Origin of the sequence: Paenibacillus canaveralius, assembly GCF_047238265.1 — a bacterium.
Classification (GTDB): Bacteria; Bacillota; Bacilli; order Paenibacillales; family NBRC-103111; genus Paenibacillus_F.
In genome coordinates this window covers 2,858,924-2,878,763 of record NZ_JBDFMM010000001.1, presented here as the reverse complement: position 1 = coordinate 2,878,763, position 19,840 = coordinate 2,858,924, and the positions used below count along the sequence as shown (strand labels likewise).

The following is a 19,840-nucleotide window of genomic DNA, read 5'->3' as shown; positions in this document are numbered from 1 at the left end:
AAAAGGCTCTTAATATTTGGTAGAATTAACCAAAATAAGTTAAAAAATAAAAGAATTTCCCCCTCCATTGTAAGATTATTACCCTATCGAAAGTAAACATTAAGCAATACTATTAGGGTAGGTTACAAGAAATAAAAGGAATTATTTCGCTTCAATGCTTTAAATTATTGCCGCTATACCTGGTTACATACTCTGGATTTCTCCTTCCTTCGCAGTATTCAACCGTCTGTATAATGAACTGCTGCGATGTACAAACCAAGTTTTCCATTTATTTGTCAGAATTTTCAAACATCTAGACTCCGCATAATAGCTAACCTGCAAAACATGTTTTCATCCGAAAGCAGGGGCTTACCCAATCAGCAAGATTCCACACAAAGGCATGAGCCTATCCACTCAGCGAGATCCCACACAAAGGCATGAATCTATCCACTCAGCAAGATCCCACACAAAGGCATGAATCTCTACCGCTCAGCAAGATCCCACACAAAATGCACAAGCTTGCCGGTCAATCTTCCCCCTCTCACAATCGCATGAAATTTTCATTCAGCTTGATTCACACATAAGCGTGAACTTGCTTACTCCGTACGAACAACCCCATGGGCACCCGTTTGCCGCCCGCTTTTTTTGAAGGGTTTTATGGCTCCAATTTGTTCATTTTCGTTAAAACAAAAGAAAACATGCAAGTTTGTTTGCACTCTGGATGTTCCTTTAAAAGGATATTCCGGAAAATAACGTGCGTTATAAGCAATCAGCTAAGTTTTACTTATTACAAACTACTCCATGGGGAGAGTGTATTCATGTTCAGAGAGATGCACAAATCTAAAATTCACCGGGCGGTCGTGACAGAGGCCAATTTGAATTACGTAGGAAGCATAACCATCGATCAGGATATTTTGGATGCGTCGAATATCTTGGAGAACGAAAAAGTACAAGTTGTCAATATCAATAACGGAGCCAGGCTGGAGACGTATGTCATAAGCGGTCCCAGAGACTCGGGTATGGTTTGCTTGAACGGCGCCGCTGCCAGACTGGTGCAGCCGGGCGACCGCGTCATTATTATTTCTTACGCGATGATGGAAGAATCGGCAGCCCGCACGTATCGTCCGCATGTCGTCATTATGGACGAGAACAATCGCATCGTAACGGAGGATTATCAAGAACTGCATTCCACAACGGTGTGATAAAAGACAGAGCGGAGGGCTGCCGACTATGAGAACCATCCGTAACTTGTCCGGCGTATTGCTGGCACGCAAGGAAAACGATGCGGGAATTTTGTTTTGCGAAAGCGGCGGGGAGCGCTACATGCCATACGGCCAGTTACTTGCATCGGCCGGAAGAACGCTCCATCTGCTGCGCGAGCAGGGTCTTGGGCCAGGCGACTTTGCCGTCATGCAGACGGAAGATAACGAACGGTTTATCCTTCTGTTCTGGGCTTGCGTGCTCGGCGGTATTGTCCCCGTACCTGTGACGGCCGCGCGTACGGACGAAGGACGCAAAAAGCTGATCCAGGTATTTAAGCAGTTGAAAGCGCCTACATTACTCTGCGACGAAGAGTTGTGGCCGGGAATTCAAGGCTACGCCTTAAAGCAGGATGAGTCGGAGGTGCTGGCCCGGCTTGAGTCCGGCAGACTGCCGATTGCGGAGGTACTTGCGGCTGCGGCGGATGCCGGCCGCCCCGAGGCTGAGCCGTATGACGCAGCCGAATCGGACACGGCATTCATCCAGTTTACATCCGGCTCAACCGGAGACCCGAAAGGGGTCGTGCTGACGCACGGCAATCTTCTGTCGAACATGCGCGCCATTACCCATGGGGCGCAGTCGACGGAGCGGGATTCATCGCTAAGCTGGCTGCCGCTGACGCATGATATGGGGCTCATCGGCTTTCATCTTACGCCGCTGTTTTGCGGCATGAATCAGCTGCATTTGCCGACCTCGACGTTTGTCCTTCATCCGATGAAATGGCTGGAACTTACGCATAAGCATCGCGTGACATGCCTTTCTTCGCCGAATTTCGGTTATGTGCATTTTCTGCAGCATTGGAAGCCGGAAGGAGCGGCGGCATGGGATTTGTCCTGCGTCAGGCTCATTTTTAACGGGGCCGAACCGATATCGGCCGCCCACTGCCGCGATTTTCTGGAGGCAATGAAGCCGTACGGGTTAAAGAAAACTTGTATTTTCCCGGTATATGGGCTTGCGGAAGCGAGTCTGGCCGTATCGTTCCCGGGGACGGAAGAACACCTGACCACTGTCAAGCTTGACCGCCAATCGCTCGCTGTCGGACAGCCTGTACGAATGGCTTCGCCCGAGGATCATACCTCGATCGAAATCGTCGAACTCGGTTTCCCCGTGCAAGAGTGCGAGGTACGCATCTGTGACGAAGGGGGAAACCCTACGGCAGCAGGCAGCGTAGGCTTGATTCATATCAGAGGCCGCAATGTTACGAGCGGCTACTATAAGCGGCCCGATGTAAATAAGCAAACGATTTCCCCGGACGGATGGCTGAATACGGGCGATTTGGGCTTCCTGCTGGAAGGGCGCTTGTATGTGACCGGCCGCATGAAGGACGTAATCTTCGTCAACGGGCAAAATGTGTATCCGCACGACCTCGAGGCGTTGATCAGCGGATTGAAAGGGGCCGAAATCGGAAAAACGGCGATTGCCGCCGTTCAGGATGCGACGACCAAACGGGATGCGATCGCGGTTTTTATTCAGCATCGCGGCAAAACCGGCGGATTTGTACCGCTGATGGCCGAGGTGAAGAAGCTGCTGAACGGATCGGCCGGTCTGGACGTTTCTTTTGTCGTCCCCGTTCGGCGAATTCCGAAAACGACATCCGGCAAAATTCAACGCTACGTATTGGCGGAAGCGCTGCGCGAAGGGGAGTTTGACCAATCGTTGGCCGAACTGACGGAACTGGAAGCGGCAGCCGCATTGGAGCGGTGTGATGCGGAAGAGGGCGATGCCTTACGCGGGGATGTCGGCTTGAAACCGGTTACGGAGACAGAGCAGCGGATCATCTCCATTTGGCGCGAAGTGTTGAAAAAGGATTACATAGGCCGAAACGACGGCTTTCTCGAGCAAGGAGGCAATTCGCTTAAGGCTGCTTATGCCGCCGCCAGGCTGCAAGAGACGTTTGGCGTCGAGCTTACGCTTACCGAGCTGTTTTTGCATGAGACGGTGAGCTCGCTGGCCGCTTTGCTGAAACAAAAGATGCAGGAGGGTGAAGGAACGGCCGGCGCCATTCCTCCACCGGTGGCCAAAGCGGAGGAGCGGACGGTCTACCCCGCGACATCGGCGCAAAAGCGGCTGTTCATCTTGGAAGAGCTGAATCCGGGGCTGCTAAATTACCATCTGCCGTTTGCGGTCCGCGTCCAAGGCCCGATCGATATCGAGCGGTTCCGCGCGGCATGGCGGGCACTGATAGAGCGGCATCCGGCGCTGCGGACTTCCTTTTACATGGAGGATGGCCATGTGATGCAGCGCATCGGGAAAGAGACCGAGCCGCCGCTTGCCGTCGTTGACGGAAGGGGCTGGCCGGAGTCTGCGCTGGCGCTGCGGCAGCGGAGCTTCCTGCAGCCGTTTCGACTGGACCAAGCTCCGCTTCTACGCATGGAGCTTGTTCAACTGGGACATGAATCAAGCGTACTGCTGCTGGATATGCATCATATCATTACGGACGGAACGTCAATGGGAATTTTGATGTCCGATCTTGTGAGATTTTACGAGGGGAATGCGCACGAGCCGTTGCCCGTTCATGGCGGGGATATGGCGCTGTGGGAGGCAGCGGGCCGAAGCGGCGGCTGGCTGGAGCGCCAGAAACTTTATTGGCGCGAAATCTTTGGGGATGGCGTGCCGTCTCCGGCGCTTCCCTCCCCCCGTCCAAGGCCGCAGATACCAAGCTACCGCGGGGCAGTTGAACGCTTCGAGCTGGAGCCGGAACTTGCCGGATCGCTGCGTGCGCTGGCTGGACGCGAGGGCGTAACGTTATACACCGTCCTGCTCTCGATTTACTATGTGCTGCTTGCAAAATATACGGGCGAATCCGACATCGTTGTCGGCACGGCAGCCGCAAGACGCGTGCGTCTGGAGCTGCAAAGCGTGGTCGGAATGTTCGTCAACATGGTACCGATCCGCCTGCGCGGGCAAAGCGGTTTGCGCTTCGATCAATGGCTGAAGCAGGTCAATGGGGAGGCGCTGGCGGCTATCGGCAACGGTGACGTGCCTTATGAAGAAATCGCCGAGCTGGCGGATGTGAAACGCGAATACGGGCGGAATCCGCTGTTCGATTCGGTGTTTACGCTGCAAAATATGGAGCTGCCGGAATGGCGGGGCAAGGATCTCGTTTATACGCCTCAAACGATGGACAGCGGCTCGGCCAAGTTTGACCTGTCTTGGGAATGTACGGATACAGGCGAAGGCATTGCCTTCACGCTGGAGTATGCGCTGGATTTGTACGATGAGCGGTCCGCTGCGCAATTGGCCCGGCATTATACGGCGCTGGCCCGGGCAGTCGCCGAGCAGCCGCATGCGGCGCTTGGCGAACTTGATCCCGTCGATGCAGAGGAGCGGACAGGGCTGCTCCGGCTTGGCCGTTCAAATGCCGTACCGACGCAGGAGCTGTCGCTGCACAGGCTGTTTGAACGACAAGCGGAGGAGACACCGCGGCAGATTGCCGTTGAAATGGGCGAGCGGGCGTACACCTACAGCGAGCTGAACGAACGCGCCAACCGGTTTGCGCACGCGCTTGCGCGGCACGGCGTTACGCCGGGGGCGAAAGTGGCGCTGCTGCTCTTGCGCTCGCCCGATATGATGGCGGCAATATTGGCTGTGCTGAAAGCGGGAGCCGTCTATGTGCCGATCGACCCGCAATATCCCGAAGAGCGGATTTTATTTATGCTGCGGGATACGGAAGCGCGGGTGATCGTGGTTGCGGCTGCGACGATGGAGATGGGCTCCCGGGTTGCCGGAGACAGCCTAGATGTCATTGACATGGATGGACTCGATACGAAGTGGACCAAAGAGGCCAGCCATGATCTGGATATTGACGGCTCAGCGGACGATCTCGCCTATATCATGTATACATCCGGTTCGACGGGCAAACCGAAAGGCATCATGACGACGCATCGCAATGTATCCCGGATTGCCGTCCATACCGATTATGTAAGCATTTCGGAAAAAGATGCGCTGTTGCAGCTTTCCAACTACGCTTTTGACGGATCGACGTTCGATGTGTACGGAGCGCTGTTGAACGGCGCGAAGCTGACGCTGGTCGGTGAGGAAGAGGTTGCCGACGTGGTGCGGCTGACCGAGCTGATTGAAGACAGAGGCATTACCGTATTCTTTGTGACGACGGCACTCTTCAATACGCTGGTCGATCATGGGCTGGAGTCGCTGCGCGGCCTGCGCCATATTTTATTCGGCGGAGAGCGGGCTTCCGTGCCGCACATCCGCAAAGCGCTCCGCGCGCTCGGACCTGGCGTGCTGCTGCATGTCTACGGCCCTACGGAAACGACGGTCTTCGCTACCTGTTATCCGATCACGGAGACGTGGGAAGGACAAGAAGCGGCTACCGTGCCGATCGGAATGCCGATCGCGCGTGCGGAAACACTGGTGCTGAGTGAGGAGGGCAGGATACAGCCGGACTTGGTGCCGGGCGAATTGTGGATAGCGGGCGACGGTGTCGCATCCGGCTATGTGAATTTACCGGAACAGACCGCTTTGAAGTTCCGGCCGCATCCGTTCCGGGAAGGCGAAACCGTGTACGGAACCGGTGACCTGGTGCGCCGCTTGCCTGACGGAAATTTGGAGTTTCTGGACCGGATCGACAGCCAGGTCAAGCTGCGTGGTTACCGGATTGAACTCGGCGAAATCGAAAGCAGACTGCTGGATTGCGCGGGCGTCAAGGAAGCGTATGTAGCTCTCATCGAGAATGACGGCGCGTCCTATCTATGCGCTTATATCGTCACGGTGCCAACCGAAGAACAAACAAGCGTACGGAGCCAACTGACAGGCAAGCTGCCGTCCTTTATGATTCCCTCCGCGTTTGTGCAGTTGGAAAAACTGCCGCTGAACGCGAACGGCAAGGTGGACAAAAAACGTCTGCCCGCGCCGGAGCGGGCGCTCCCGTACGAAGCGCCCGCTACAGATACGGAGCTCATTGTCGCAGGATTGTGGCAAGAAGTGCTTCATACGGCGCAGGTTGGCGCGCTTGACCACTTCTTTGAGCATGGCGGCCATTCTCTGAAGGCGGCCGCATTGACCTCGGCAATCCACAAGCACTGCCGGGTGCGCATGCCGCTTCAGGAAATTTTCAGGCTGCCCACGGTCAGAGAGCAGGCGGCCTGGATCGACAGGGCTGCCAAGGAAGCGTACGAACCGGTTGCGGAAGCGCCGAAAGCCGCATCTTATCCGCTCAGTCCGCCGCAGCGGCGCATGTTTTTGGCGGAAAGTATGGCAGATATCGGGCTAACCTACCATATTCCCCTTGCGCTTAAACTGTCGGGTGCGGTCGGTGAGGCCAAGATCGGGCCGGCGCTTCAAAAGTTGATCGACCGGCATGAGCCGCTGCGGACCTCCTATCATTGGATCGACGGCGTGCCGGCCCAGATCGTGCACGATTCGGCCGCCTTTGTTCTGCAAACGGCCGAGCTGGCGAAGACGCCGCTGCCGGAATGCATGAGCGAGTTTTTCCGGCCGCTCGAGCTTGCTGCAGCGCCGCTGATCGCGGCATGTTATTGCCGGCCCGGACCGGAAGGAGCGGAAGCCTATCTGCTGCTCAACATCCACCACATTGCCGCGGACGGCATATCTGTCAAGCTGCTCCTGGAGGAATTGACCGCTTTGATCGACGGCGTGGAACTTGCGCCTTTGCCGCTGCATTACAAGGACTATGCGGTTTGGCAGGAGCGGCAATCCGGTTCGGAACGGGCCAGTGCGAGCCGGGCATTTTGGACGGAGCAGCTTGCAGAACCGCCGGCTCCGCTAGATATGCCGCTGGACCGGCCTCGCGGCGACCGTCAGACATTTGCAGGCGATACGTACACCTTCCGCATTCCGGCGGCGCTCGCCTCACGGCTGAAAGAGACGGCCGCAAGCGCCGGAGCGAGCATGAACAGCCTGCTTTTCGCGGCTTACGCGCTGCTGCTCAAGGGAACGACGCATCAGCAGGAATTTGCAGTCGGTTCTTTGGCGGCCGGACGGTCACATCCGGACACGGCCAGGATGATCGGCATGTTCAACCAATTTCTGCCGCTTCGGATGCGGGTGGCGGACGAGCTGCCGTTTCTGGCGTTTGTCAGTGAAACCCACGGGCGTTTGCTTGCCGCATACGAGCATGGCGATGTCAGCTTCGAGCACATGATGGAAGCCGCCCGGTATCCGCACGATCCGTCGCGCAACCCGCTGTTCGATACGATGCTGATCGTTCACAACCAGTTTGAAGACGAGAAGCTGGCGGCGCGCGGCGACGGCTGGAGCATGGAGCCTTTATCCGTCAGCCACGGTACATCCAAGCTGGACTTCAAGCTTGATCTGTATAGCGATGGCGATGGCGGTCTGCGGGCGGAACTGGAGTATAATACGGGATTGTTTTATAAAGGCACGATAGAGCGGCTGGCGAATCGGCTGCTTTACATCTTGGAGCAAACGGCCGCAAAACCCGACCTGATCTGCGGGGACGTCGCAATGGCGACGCCTGCCGAAGCAGCCGCCTTTGCGGCATGGAATGATACGGAACATTCGTACCCGGCGGAGAAAACGATTCACGGTTGGTTCTCCGAGTCCGCCCGGCGGTGGCCGGATCGGACCGCGGTGCGGTCGGCCGATGGCTCGCTGACGTATGGGGAGCTGCATGACCGCGCCGAACGCATGGCTGCCTTGCTAAGAGCGAGGGGGGTTACAGTCGAAACGATTGTGCCGATTGCCGCTCAGCGTTCGTTGTCCATGATGATTGCGATCATGGCGGTGCTCAAAGCGGGAGGGGCCTACTTGCCGATCGACCCGGAGCATCCGCCCGAGCGGATCCGCGGCATTCTGGAGGACAGCGGGGCCAGGCTGCTTCTGGCGGGAGCGGAGTGGATTCCGACGCTCCCGGCCTTCCGAGGAGAAATACTCGAACTGGACGCGCTTGCGGCTGACGCCGCATCGGAGCCGCCGAAGGGCGTAGAAGAAACGGATATGACGCCTCAAGCGGGCCCCGGGCATTTGGGCTATGTCATTTACACGTCAGGCTCCACCGGCAAACCCAAAGGCGTTATGGTGGAGCACCGCGCGGCGATTAATCGGCTGAACTGGATGCAGACGGCTTATCCGCTCCATGAGCATGACGTTATTTTACAAAAAACACCGATTACGTTCGACGTTTCCGTATGGGAGCTGTTCTGGTGGAGCCTTGCCGGCGCTTCGCTCTACTTGCTGGAGCCCGGCGGGGAGAAAGAGCCTTCTGTCATGCTGCGCACAATCGAGGAACAGGCGGTTACGGTCATGCATTTTGTACCGTCCATGCTGGGCGTCTTTTTGCCCTATGCGGCGAACAGCGGCAGAAACGGCGAGCTTCGTTCCCTGCGCTATGTATTTACGAGCGGCGAAGCGCTTAAACCCGCGCATGTCGCAGGTTTTTACAACCTGATGGAGCGCGGGGGCGGCAGGTGCCGGCTCATTAATCTGTATGGCCCTACGGAAGCGACGGTCGATGTATGCTATTACGATTGCCCGGACGCTGAGGCGGTTACGATTCCGATCGGCAAACCGATCCATAACATCCGGCTCTATATTGTGGACGAGCGGATGAGACCTCAGCCGGTCGGCGTATCCGGCGAGCTGTGCATCGCGGGTGCCGGCCTTGCGCGCGGATATCTCAACAGGCCGGATTTGACGGAGCGAAGCTTTGTTCCGAATCCGTTTGCCCCGGGAGAAAAGCTGTACCGCACCGGTGACCGTGCAAGGTGGCTGCCGGACGGCAATATTGAGTATTTGGGTCGCTTTGACCACCAGGTCAAGCTGCGCGGTCTCCGCATCGAATGCGGCGAGATCGAGCATGCGCTGCTCTTGCAGGCGGGAGTTCGCGATGCCGTGGTAACGGCGGTGACGGACCATGCGGGAGAGCCGGCGCTATGCGCCTATCTCGTAACGGCGGATGGGAATAAACCGGAGGAAGGAAGCCTTCGGGCCGCGCTTAAGGAACGGCTCCCGGAGTATATGATTCCTTCGTATTTTGTTGCAATGGAAGCATTCCCGCTGAGTGCGAGCGGCAAAGCCGACCGCGGCAGCCTGCCGCAGCCCCGATTCGCCGAACCGGAAACTTCCGGAGGGACGCCGGCTACGCCGACGGAGCAGAGCCTCGCCGAGCTTTGGCGGGAGGTGCTTGGTCTGACCGTAAGCGAGCCGGACGCCCCGGCGGCGATCGGGAGAGAAGCCCATTTCTTTCAAATGGGCGGTCATTCCTTGCGCGCCGCGCATCTTGCGGGCTTGATCGAGCAGCGTTATGGAACGTCGTTCGCAATGAAGGATGTATTCGGTGCTCCCCTGCTGAGAGAGATGGCAGCCCGCATCGACAATGCGGCCCCCAAGCGGGCTGCGGTCATTGCCCCGGCGGAAAGCCGGCCGTTCTACCCGCTGTCGCTCGCACAGAACAGGCTGTTCGTACTGCAGCAGCTTTATCAGGGCAGCACGGCCTACAATCTTCCGCTCGCTTTGAACTTGACGGGCAAGCTCCATCAGGAAAGGCTCCGCGAAGCGATTCAAGGGCTGATTGACCGCCACGAACCGCTCCGCACCAGCTTTGACTGGGCAGACGGCAAGCCTGTACAGCGTGTCCATGAGAGGGTTTCGTTTGAACTCGCCGTGCATGCCTTGTCGGATGCGGCGGACTTGAATACATTTGCTCGCACAGTCGTCCGCCCGTTCGATTTGCGGAAGGCTCCGTTGATTCGGGCGTTTCTCGCGACGGACGGCGAAAGCCGGCATACGCTGCTGCTGGACATGCACCATATCGTCGCCGACGGCGTGTCCATGAATGTGATGGCTCGTGATTTTGAAGAGCTGTATCGCGGCGGCTCCTTGCAGCCGCTGCCCATTCACTATAAAGATGCGGCCGTCTGGCAGCAGGAGTGGATGGCCTCGGAGGCGAGAGAGCAGCAAGAGCAGTATTGGGCGTTCCGGCTGGCGGGTACGCTTCCTGTGCTGCAGACTGCCGACCGATTATCCCCGTCCGCCTGAACAAAGCTTCGAAGGCGCCAAGCTTGCGCTGCCGATTCCGGCGGAGCTTGCGGAGGGAATCGGAGCGGCGGCGGAGCAATGGGGAGTTACGCCATTCCATATCTGGCTTGCCGCCTATCACACGTTATTGCATCTGATGACGGGGCAAGACGATCTTATTGTCGGCACGCCGATCGCCGGCCGCTTCCATCCCGCCACCGAGTCTCTGGTCGGCATGTTTGTCAATACGCTGCCGATCCGCAGCAGGCCATCCGGCGAACTGCCGTTCAGAGCATTCGCCGAGCAGCTCAAAGAAACCGCGCTTGCGGCGATGGACAACGGCTTGCTCCCGTTTGAGCATATGGTGACGATGCTGGATGTGCCGCGCGACCTGAGCCGCAATCCGCTGTTTGACACGATGTTTGTCATGCAGCATAGGGAGGCCGTACAGGAGACGGACGCCTTGCGGTTCGAGGCGCAAGTGCCGGATAACCGCGTATCCAAGCTGGACTTGACGTTTGAGATTGCGGATGAGGGCGCAAAAGGCGCGGCCTTGACGATCGAATATGCGACGGCGCTGTTTAAAGAAGACAGCATTCGCAGAATGGCGCAGTGGTATTTCCGGATTGCCGGCCTTGCACTGGCCGAACCGGAGCGGCCGCTCGGAAGAATCGGGCTGCAGGGCGCCGAGGAGGCGGAGAAGCAGAGCGAAGCGTTCAACCGCACGGCCGCGCCGTATGCCAGCGGAGATACGGTAGAGGTTTACCTCGAAAGGCAAGCGGCGGAAACGCCGCAGACCGCTGCGGTTGCGGCGGAAGACGGCGTATTGACGTATGCGGAATTGAACCGGAGGTCAAACCGGCTGGCGCAGGCGCTCAGAAAGCAGGGCATCAAGCGCGAGGAGCGCGTAGCCGTCGTGATGGACCGCAGCCTGGAGATGATGATTGTCATCTTTGGCGTGCTGAAGGCGGGCGGAGCTTATGTGCCTGTTACGCCGGGCTTGCCGCCGGAACGTATCCGCTACATGCTGGACAATTCCGGTGCCAAGCTTGTCTTGACGAAAGGCAGCGCACCGGAAGGACTGGAGACGTTCCTGCCATTTATGGACGTTCATGAGGCCCTGGTTCAAGAGCGGGACGACTCTCCTGTAGAGAAGCTGCATGACTCACGTTCGCTTGCTTATGTGCTGTATACATCGGGATCGACCGGACAGCCGAAAGGGGTCATGATCGAGCATCACTCCGTCGTCAACCGGATCGGCTGGATGCAGAAGCAATACGGACTGGACGCAAGCGGAGTTATCCTGCAGAAAACGCCGATTACTTTCGACGTATCGGTCTGGGAGCTGTTCTGGTGGAGCTTTGCGGGAGCCAAGCTGGTCCTGCTGCCACCGGGCGGCGAAAAAGACCCCGCGCTTATGGCGGAGACGATAGCGCGGCATGGCGTAACGACGATGCATTTTGTGCCGTCCATGCTGCACCTGTTCCTGGAGCATTCCGGCTTGCTGCGCGGCGAGGCCAGGCTGGAGAGCCTGAGTCATGTGTTCGCCAGCGGCGAAGCGCTGTCTGCAGATCAGGTGCGGCGGTTCCGCGAGCGCATTGGAGATCCGTTCGACGCCAGACTTGTGAACTTGTACGGTCCGACCGAGGCGACGGTGGACGTTTCCTATTACGATTGCTCTGACGGCGATATTCCGGTCCAGGTACCGATCGGGAAGCCGATCGACAATATCTCGCTTTATATCGTGAACGAAGCGATGATGCTGCAGCCTGTCGGCATTGCCGGGGAACTGTGCATATCCGGCGCGGGCCTGGCACGGGGTTATATCGGCCGGCCCGATTTGACGGAAGAAAAGTTCGTCGATAATCCGTTTGCGGCAGGCAGTCAGATGTATCGGACAGGCGACCTTGCCAGATGGCTGCTTGACGGAACGATCGAATATTTGGGCCGAATCGACCATCAAGTCAAAGTAAGGGGCCAGCGCATCGAATGCGGAGAAATCGAGCATGTGCTGCTCGGTCATCCGTCGGTTTCGGAAGCTGTGGTCATGAAGCGGGACGCCGCAAGCGGAAGCGAATATTTATGTGCGTACGTCGTTTGCTCCGAACCTGCGGACCATCAGGAACTGCGTGATTTTGCAGCGGTGCGACTGCCGGAGTATATGGTTCCGCAGGTCATAGTGGAACTGCCGGCCATGCCCCTGTCTTCAAACGGAAAAATCGACCGGAAGATGCTCCCTGAGCCGGAGTTGGCGGCGGATAGCGGCACTCCGTTTGCGGAAGCGGCAAGTGATATCGAGCTGGCGATTGCCGCCGTATGGCACGAAATCCTGCAAAGGGACGACTTCGGCATCCATCATCGATTCTTCGATGTCGGAGGAGAATCACTGCTGCTGGTGCGGGTGCATCAACGGCTGGAAGAGTTGTATCCCGGAGCTCTCGGCGTAACGGATTTGTTCACCTACCCGACGATCGCATCGTTAGCGGCATATCTGGAGTCGAGAACTCGCGAACTCGCGAGCTGGAGCTGGAGCGGTCTTCCTGTAGCGGACGACTGCGTCAATAGCGGCTATTCCGCGGAGCGTATCGGCAGCATTCAGTTCCAACTGGACAGGTCGGTTGCGGAAGGGCTTGCGGAACTTGCGTCGTCCCGCGCGGTGACCGTTGAAGCCGCGGCTTATGCCGTATATCTATACTTCTGGCGCGGCGAGTCCGGCACGGACCGGCTTGTGCTTCCGGCACTGACGGACAAAGGGCTGATTGCCCCGAGAGAAATCGACTTTGCGGAGGTGCGCGATTTCGATACGCTGCTGCGGCATGCCGCCAAGCGGGTGAGTGCGGGGGAATGTTATACCGCACGGCAAATCAGCAAGCAGCCGCAAGCCAATGCGGAGTTTGCCTTGTTCCCGTTATTTGCGGGAGCTGCGCAGCACGGCTTCAAAGAGCGGGAGGCGCTATTGGAACGATTCGATGTTGTGCTGTATATGGATGGCGCTGCCGCATCAAGCGGGGCGGAAGGGCCAGAACTTGGCGGGATGTGGACATATAACGCCAGGATTCTCGGCAAAGAGGCCGTACTGGATTGGGCTTCCGCCTATCTGGAGCTGCTGTCGAGCGTGGTGGAGCAATACCGCGCCTCAGCAGGAAGCGCCGTCCCGGGGGTGTAGACTGGACCAAGTCGGCTTGTCCCTGACCCTGAGAATACATCTGCCAGAAGAAAGGAGCTTTCCTGTGAAAAAAGTATTGGCCGTGATAGGGAATATCGCGCTTTACATCGGGGTCTTTTATGCGCTGCTCTATTTGCTCCGCTCTACTTACAATTACGAAGTGACACTGTCCTTCGCCCAGTTTCTGGATCGCAACCCGGCCATGTTTATGGCCGTTCTGTTCACGCTGATTACGCTTGTGTACATGCTCATCTTTCGTATCAAAGGATGGATCTGGCCCCATGCGGAGAAAAATCTGTTTCGCGCCTCGGGCTTCAAACGGCTGAGCGCCCCGCGCGCCTTGCTGATGATTGGGCTGGGTCTTGCCGGAAGCTTGTTCAGCATCGGTCTTATCGTCATTGACGATATTGCGCGGCTGTTTCCGTCCATTCCCGCGCTGGTCGACGATACGATCAGAGGGGAGTCGATCTGGTACGTCATTCTGGGGGCCGGGCTGATCGGACCGGCGTTTGAAGAAATTTTATTCAGGGGCCTCATTTTCAGAGAGCTTCGCAGGGTTATGCCGGTATATGCGGCCTTGTTGCTGCAAGCCGCGGCGTACGCCTACTTTCAGCCGAGCGCGGTGCTCTCGGTCATCAGCATCGGTTCGGGCCTGATTTACGGGTCGCTGTATTTGCGCACCGGGTCGCTGTGGGCGCCAGTCCTGGTACAAAATACGGCCATGGGCACCATCTTTCTGTTTAAATACATCGGGTTCTACGAATGGTTTGACAAGCTGGGCGATGTTTCGCTGTATATCATTACAGCGCTTTGTCTGGCTGCGTTGATTGGAGGTTCCGCCTATGTCTGGCGGACCTCCGGCAACGGCGTCGGCGCACGCGCCGGTCAAGCGCTTACGGCTGAAGCGCCGTCGGCAGCACAAAAGGGGGTCTGACCGTATGAAGGCGTGGGGAATAATGCTGGCTCGCGTGGCTGTCGTTATCGGTCTGTATTTTGCATGGTTTTTTACCGTGACGACATTATTTTTCGATTATGTGTATCCCAAAAGCACGTGGTTTGAACGGAACACGGTATCCGTCATTATTTTAAACGATATCGTGGGTTTACCGCTCATGCTGCTGGCCTGGAGGTTCATATTCAAGGAAAACCTGTTTAAGGCGGCCCAATTCCGCATGATGGGCGGCAAATCGGTGGCGATCGCTTTATGGATCGGGCTTGGAGCCGGCTTGTTTACGGTCGCTTTCTCCCGGCTTCCCCTCATTGCATCGGACAAGTACCAGTTCAACGAATTGTTTGATTATCTGAACCGCGCGGAATGGTATGTGTTTCTCGTTTTCCTGATTCTCGGAAATATTTACAAAGAGACATTGTTCAGAGGCATTCTGATGAATGAGTTCAGACGCGTGCTTCCGGTTTGGATCGCAATTGTGATTCAGGGCGTGCTGTACGGGGCGTTGTTCTTTTTAGGAGACATTCCTCTGTCGCTTTACGGTTTTCTGGGCGCGGTTATTTTCGGGCTCTTGTATGTCTGGTTTAAATCTATCTGGGCGCCGATTGCCGCGCAGGTCGCCTGTCAGGGGAGCCAGTACCTGCTTTGGCATTACGGTCCGAAGACGACAGACGTTACCGTTATGTCCGTCGTGATGGCTGTGGCAGCCGCCATGATTGCGATTGGCATATTCCTTGCGGTCAAGCATCGCACTTCGAGCTCTGTGCAGTTGTCTTCCAAGGCGGTGACGTCGGCGTGAAGGGATTGCGATTGGCGGGAAATACGGTCTTCTATTTGGTCATTTATGCGGCGATTGTGATGCTTGTAAATCACGCGCTCTACAACTGGATCGGTGATCCCGGTTTAAACGACTGGATCAAAGACAATTCCGGCATTGTGCTGATTGTATCCAATATCATCGCGCTTGCCGTCTATCTTCCGCTGCTTCGCTGGCAAAAAATTTCGCTGAGGGATTTGGGGTTCGTGCCTGTGCGCGGCGGATCGCTGCTGCTGTCCGCAGGGACAGGCGTCTGGCTCGGCCTGTTTATCGCCGTATTTACCCGCCTACCGTGGATAAAGACGACTTTTCCGGCCATTTCGGATCTGGTCGCTTTTGTGGCCGGCGGCAGCCTGATCATTTTTGTACTCGGCAGCTTGCTGCTTGGATCTTTGCTGGAGGAATGGCTGTTTAGAGGTATGCTGTTCCATACGCTGCGTCAGCGTCTTTCGGTTCAGTGGACGGTTCTGCTCCAGGCCGTATTGTTCGGCGCGGTATTTATGAATGTGACGATTGGCGCATTCGCGGCGCTGGGCGCGATCGTATACGGCGCCGTTCGTGCCGGCTCGCATTCGCTTTGGGGGTCGCTTGCGGCTCATGTGTGCAGTACAGGCACGTTGTATATCGTGCTGCAACAGGCGGGCGATTGGCAGCCCGGTACACTCGGATTGTTAGCCGTAATCAGCGGACTCGGCATCGCGGCGCATGTGCTGTTGCTGCTGCGGGGGAGCGGCGGAAGGGCGAAAAAAGAACAGGCCGTCAGCAGTTCCATTACTAGCTAGGAGGGATAGGAGCCATGTTTCAACTGGATTTGCTGGATACCAAGAAAGACACATCCCGGCGGAAAGGACGGAGCGGGGGCTCCGTCTCCGAGGTTTCCCTCAAAGATATTGCGATTATCGGAATATCCGCCAAGCTGCCGCGCGCGGATTCGCACGAAGACTTCTGGGAACTTCTGCGGAGCGGCAAAGACCTGGTAGGCGGGTTTCCGGATTCCCGCAAGGAGGAATTAAAGCCGTATTTGCGCCGCATGCAGGCGCAATACGGCTCCGTTTCCTTTTTTGACGGAGCGTATCTCGAAGATATTTCAGGTTTTGACTATTCTTTATTCCGGCTTTCGCCGAAAGAAGCCTCGCTGATGAGTCCGGCGCAGCGCCTGTTCCTGCAGACGGCTTGGGGCGCGCTTGAGAATGCGGGGTACGGCGGAGATTCGCTGCATGGTTCGCGCACCGGCGTCTTTATCGGCTATAACGGGGACACGCTGCATGATTACAAGCGAATCATCGAAGCACTGGACCCGGATGCCCTATCCATGGCGGCGCCCGGCAATCTGAGCTCCATGATACCGAGCCGGATTTCGTACCTGCTTAATTTACGGGGACCGGCGATCAGCGTGGACACCGCCTGCTCCTCCTCGCTGGTAGCTGTCCATCTGGCGTGCCAGTCTATCCGCAGCGGCGAATGCGAGACGGCAATTGCCGGCAGCGTCAAACTTAACGTGCTGCCGCTGGATACCGGCATACGGCTTGGCATCGAGTCAAGCGACAACCGGGCCAGAACATTCGACGACTCGGCGGACGGAACAGGCATCGGCGACGGCGTGATTGCGCTTGTACTGAAGCCGCTGTCCCGCGCGCAGGAAGACGGGGACCCTATTTATGCCGTCATCAAAGGCAGCGCGATGAATCAGGACGGCAGCTCGGTCGGCATTACCGCACCGAATGCCCTCGCGCAGGAGGACGTCATTACACGCGCTTGGCAGGATGCGGGCATTAATCCCGAAACGTTAACGTATATGGAGGCGCACGGCACGGGAACCTCGCTGGGCGATCCGATCGAAATAGACGGGCTGACGCGCGCTTTCCGGAGATATACCGATAAACGGCAATTTTGCGCCATCGGCTCGCTGAAAACAAACATCGGCCATCTCGACCATGCCGCCGGCATAGCAGGGCTGCTCAAGGCAATCCTGTCACTTGTCCATAAGCAGCTTCCGCCAACGCTTCATTACCGCTCGCCGAACCGCAACATTCCGTTTGTGGATTCGCCTGTTTATGTTAATGACGAATTGACGCCATGGGAGACGGACGGCGAACCAAGAAGATGTGGAGTAAGCGCGTTCGGCATGAGCGGAACCAATTGCCATGTTGTACTGGAGGAAGCTCCCGCCGGGATGCCTTCGGGCCGTTCGGACAGAGCGGAGCTGTTCTGCTTGTCCGCGCACAGCATGACGGCGCTGGAACGGCTCGTGCTGCTGATGCGGGACTGGGTTCAGCAGCATCGCGGCGATGAAAGCCGCAGCCTTGCCGACCTTTGCTATACCTTGGCCGTCGGCCGGGGGGCTCATCGGTATCGCCTGGCGATTGCGGTAAGCGGCTGGGAAGAGCTTGCTCGCACCTTGCATGCCGCAGCCGAAAGCGGCCTTACCGGCCTTGCGCTGCCGAACGTCCGCTTCGGGACGACCGATTCGGCTGTCGCCGGGGGGATGGGGCGGCAGCCCGTTCCGAACGAACGGGAAATGGACGCGCTGGAGCTGGGCGGGCGTTACGTGAGCGGATACGAGATCGACTGGAACGCGATTTACCAAGGACAACGCCGCCAACGGCTGCCGCTTCCGACATATCCGTTCGATTCCCACCGCTGCTGGGTGGAAGACGCGAGCGCCGGAGCGGCGCTTCAACTGCCGTTTGCGGCCTGGAACGGATTTTCGGTCAGTGGGGATATTCCCGAGGAACTGCAAAAAGAAATGAACGAGACGTTTGCCAGATGGCAAGCCGAACTGGTGCGGAACGGCGGGATGGCAGGCCATCGCCGCCGCGGCGTTGCATTAACCGGAGAGCGCTCCGGCCTGGAATGGGAGCAGCAAGTCGCAGACGTCTGGGGAGAACTGCTCGGTTATGACGAATTGCCTGCGGATGCCGGGTTTTACGAGCTGGGCGGAGATTCCATTATCGCGCTCAAAATTGTAAACCGGCTCAGCGAACTTGCGGGCGTCCGCATTCAGGCGGCGGATCTCCTGGGGCATGCGGATCTGCCTTCGTTCACCGCTCTGATTGAGCGGCGAGTAAGCGAAAGTGGCGCGGCGTCAGCGAAAAGAACGAAGGCTGGGCACGATGGACAAGGGGAGGACGCCGGGCACGATCGGCACAAAGCGAACGGCGGACATGACGGGCAGGCGGAGGACCGCGGCCATAACGAAGCAGGATCGGACGGCAGGCATCTAGAGCCGTTGACCGGCCAAGTATCCGACTCTTTGTCCCGCGATGCGATGGAGCCGATTCCAAAGGCGCCTCCTCAAGAGCATTATCCGGTTTCGTCGCCGCAAAAACGCATGTATTTGCAGCAGCAGGCGATGCCGGATGATCGCAGCTACAATTTGCCCGAATTGCTGCACTTGGACGGGGCTGTCGATGCAGACCGTCTGGAGACCGTCCTGCAAGCCATCGTGGAACGTCACGAGACGCTTCGCACCACCTTCCACGTCATCGACGGTGAGATCCGGCAGCGCATACACGCCGCCGTTCCTTTCCGCCTGGTTCGCATGGAGACCGATGAAGCGGAAGCGGACGGCGTGCTGCAAAGCTTGTTCCGGCCGTTCAGGCTCGATAAGGCTCCGCTGCTCCGCGCAGCCCTGCTGAAACTGGGGCCGGAGCGTCATGTGCTTTTTCTTGATGTGCATCATATCGCATCCGACGGTATGTCGGCCGGCATTCTCTTGTCCGACCTGATGACTTTATATCAAGGCGGTTCGCTGCCGCCCCTGCCGCTGCAATACAAGGATTACGCGGTATGGCAGGAGAGCAGACCCCTCTCCGGGGAGGCCGAACGGTATTGGCGCGAGCAATGCCGGGGAGACTGGCCGACACTTGCGCTTCCGACCGATGCGCCGCGTCCGCCCGTCAAAGGAAACCGCGGTGAAACGTTCGACGTGTACGTCGAGGCGAGTTTGACGGCGGCGGTGCGTAGCCTCGCGGCCGAATCGGGCGCGACTCCGTTTATGGTACTGCTGTCAGCGTATTACACTTTCCTCGCCCACTACACGGGAGCCGAGGACATTGCGGTCGGCACGCCGATTGCGGGCCGTAACAGGCGCGAAATGGAAGCGATCGCGGGCATGTTCACCGGTACGCTGGCGCTGCGTGCTTATCCATGCGCGGACAAGGCGTTCAGAGCCTTTTTGTCCGAAGTGAAAGAGATGGCTACCGGAGCTTACGCCCACGCCGATTATCCATTCGAAGAAATCGCGCAATGGACGGACAGAAGGGATGCCAGCCGGAGTCCGCTGTTTGATACGATGTTTATCATGCAAAACCTGGGTATTCCGGACGCTTCGTCTGCAGGATTGTCGTATCGCCACCAGCGCTTTGAGCATGGCACGGCCAAATACGATTTGATGATTCAGGCTGTGGAACACGGTGCGGAATTGCGGCTTGTCGTGGAATATAACGCCGATTTGTTTCACCGCGCGACAGCCGAGCGGTTTATGCGGCATTATGTGCAGCTACTGCGCAGCGTGACGCTCCGTCCCGACGCCGCGCTCGGCGAAGCGGAGATAATGACGGAGGAGGAGCGCCTGCATATGCTGGCGCTGGGGAAACGCGAAGCGGACTTTCCGCCGCCGCGCTGTCTGCATGATTGCTTCAAGGAGCAGGCGAAGGCCGTTCCCGACCTGCCGGCCGTATCCTGCGGCGGTGAATCCGTGACCTATCGGGAG

Annotated in this window: 6 protein-coding genes and 1 pseudogene; all 7 read left to right on the top strand. The window is 57.8% G+C overall.

The genetic code is table 11. The annotated features are described in order from the left end of the window. The first annotated feature begins 797 nt into the window (after window positions 1-797). On the top strand, window positions 798-1,181 hold the full coding sequence (gene panD, locus ABC395_RS13200) for an aspartate 1-decarboxylase (protein ID WP_413003673.1): 384 nt from the start codon (window positions 798-800) through the stop codon (window positions 1,179-1,181). A 28-nt stretch (window positions 1,182-1,209) separates the two neighbouring features. Then, window positions 1,210-10,215, top strand: coding sequence for an amino acid adenylation domain-containing protein (locus tag ABC395_RS13195; protein WP_413003672.1), 9,006 nt, complete (start codon window positions 1,210-1,212; stop codon window positions 10,213-10,215). After that, window positions 10,145-13,360 carry a non-ribosomal peptide synthetase gene (locus tag ABC395_RS13190; RefSeq protein WP_413006741.1) on the top strand — a complete coding sequence of 1,072 codons (3,216 nt, stop codon included), beginning with the start codon at window positions 10,145-10,147 and terminating at the stop codon, window positions 13,358-13,360. Before ABC395_RS13195 ends, ABC395_RS13190 begins: the two co-directional genes overlap by 71 nt. 64 nt (window positions 13,361-13,424) lie before the next feature. Continuing rightward, window positions 13,425-14,294 carry a CPBP family intramembrane glutamic endopeptidase gene (locus ABC395_RS13185; RefSeq protein ID WP_413003670.1) on the top strand — a complete coding sequence of 290 codons (870 nt, stop codon included), beginning with the start codon at window positions 13,425-13,427 and terminating at the stop codon, window positions 14,292-14,294. A 4-nt stretch (window positions 14,295-14,298) separates the two neighbouring features. Beyond that, the gene (locus ABC395_RS13180; RefSeq protein WP_413003668.1) at window positions 14,299-15,108 is read left to right on the top strand and encodes a CPBP family intramembrane glutamic endopeptidase; all 810 of its coding nucleotides are present in this window, start codon (window positions 14,299-14,301) and stop codon (window positions 15,106-15,108) included. Beyond that, the gene (locus ABC395_RS13175) at window positions 15,105-15,908 is read left to right on the top strand and encodes a CPBP family intramembrane glutamic endopeptidase (RefSeq protein ID WP_413003666.1); all 804 of its coding nucleotides are present in this window, start codon (window positions 15,105-15,107) and stop codon (window positions 15,906-15,908) included. Before ABC395_RS13180 ends, ABC395_RS13175 begins: the two co-directional genes overlap by 4 nt. Before the next feature lie 14 nt (window positions 15,909-15,922). Next, window positions 15,923-19,642, top strand: a pseudogene (locus ABC395_RS13170) (condensation domain-containing protein); the annotation flags it as partial. Window positions 19,643-19,840 lie beyond the last annotated feature (198 nt).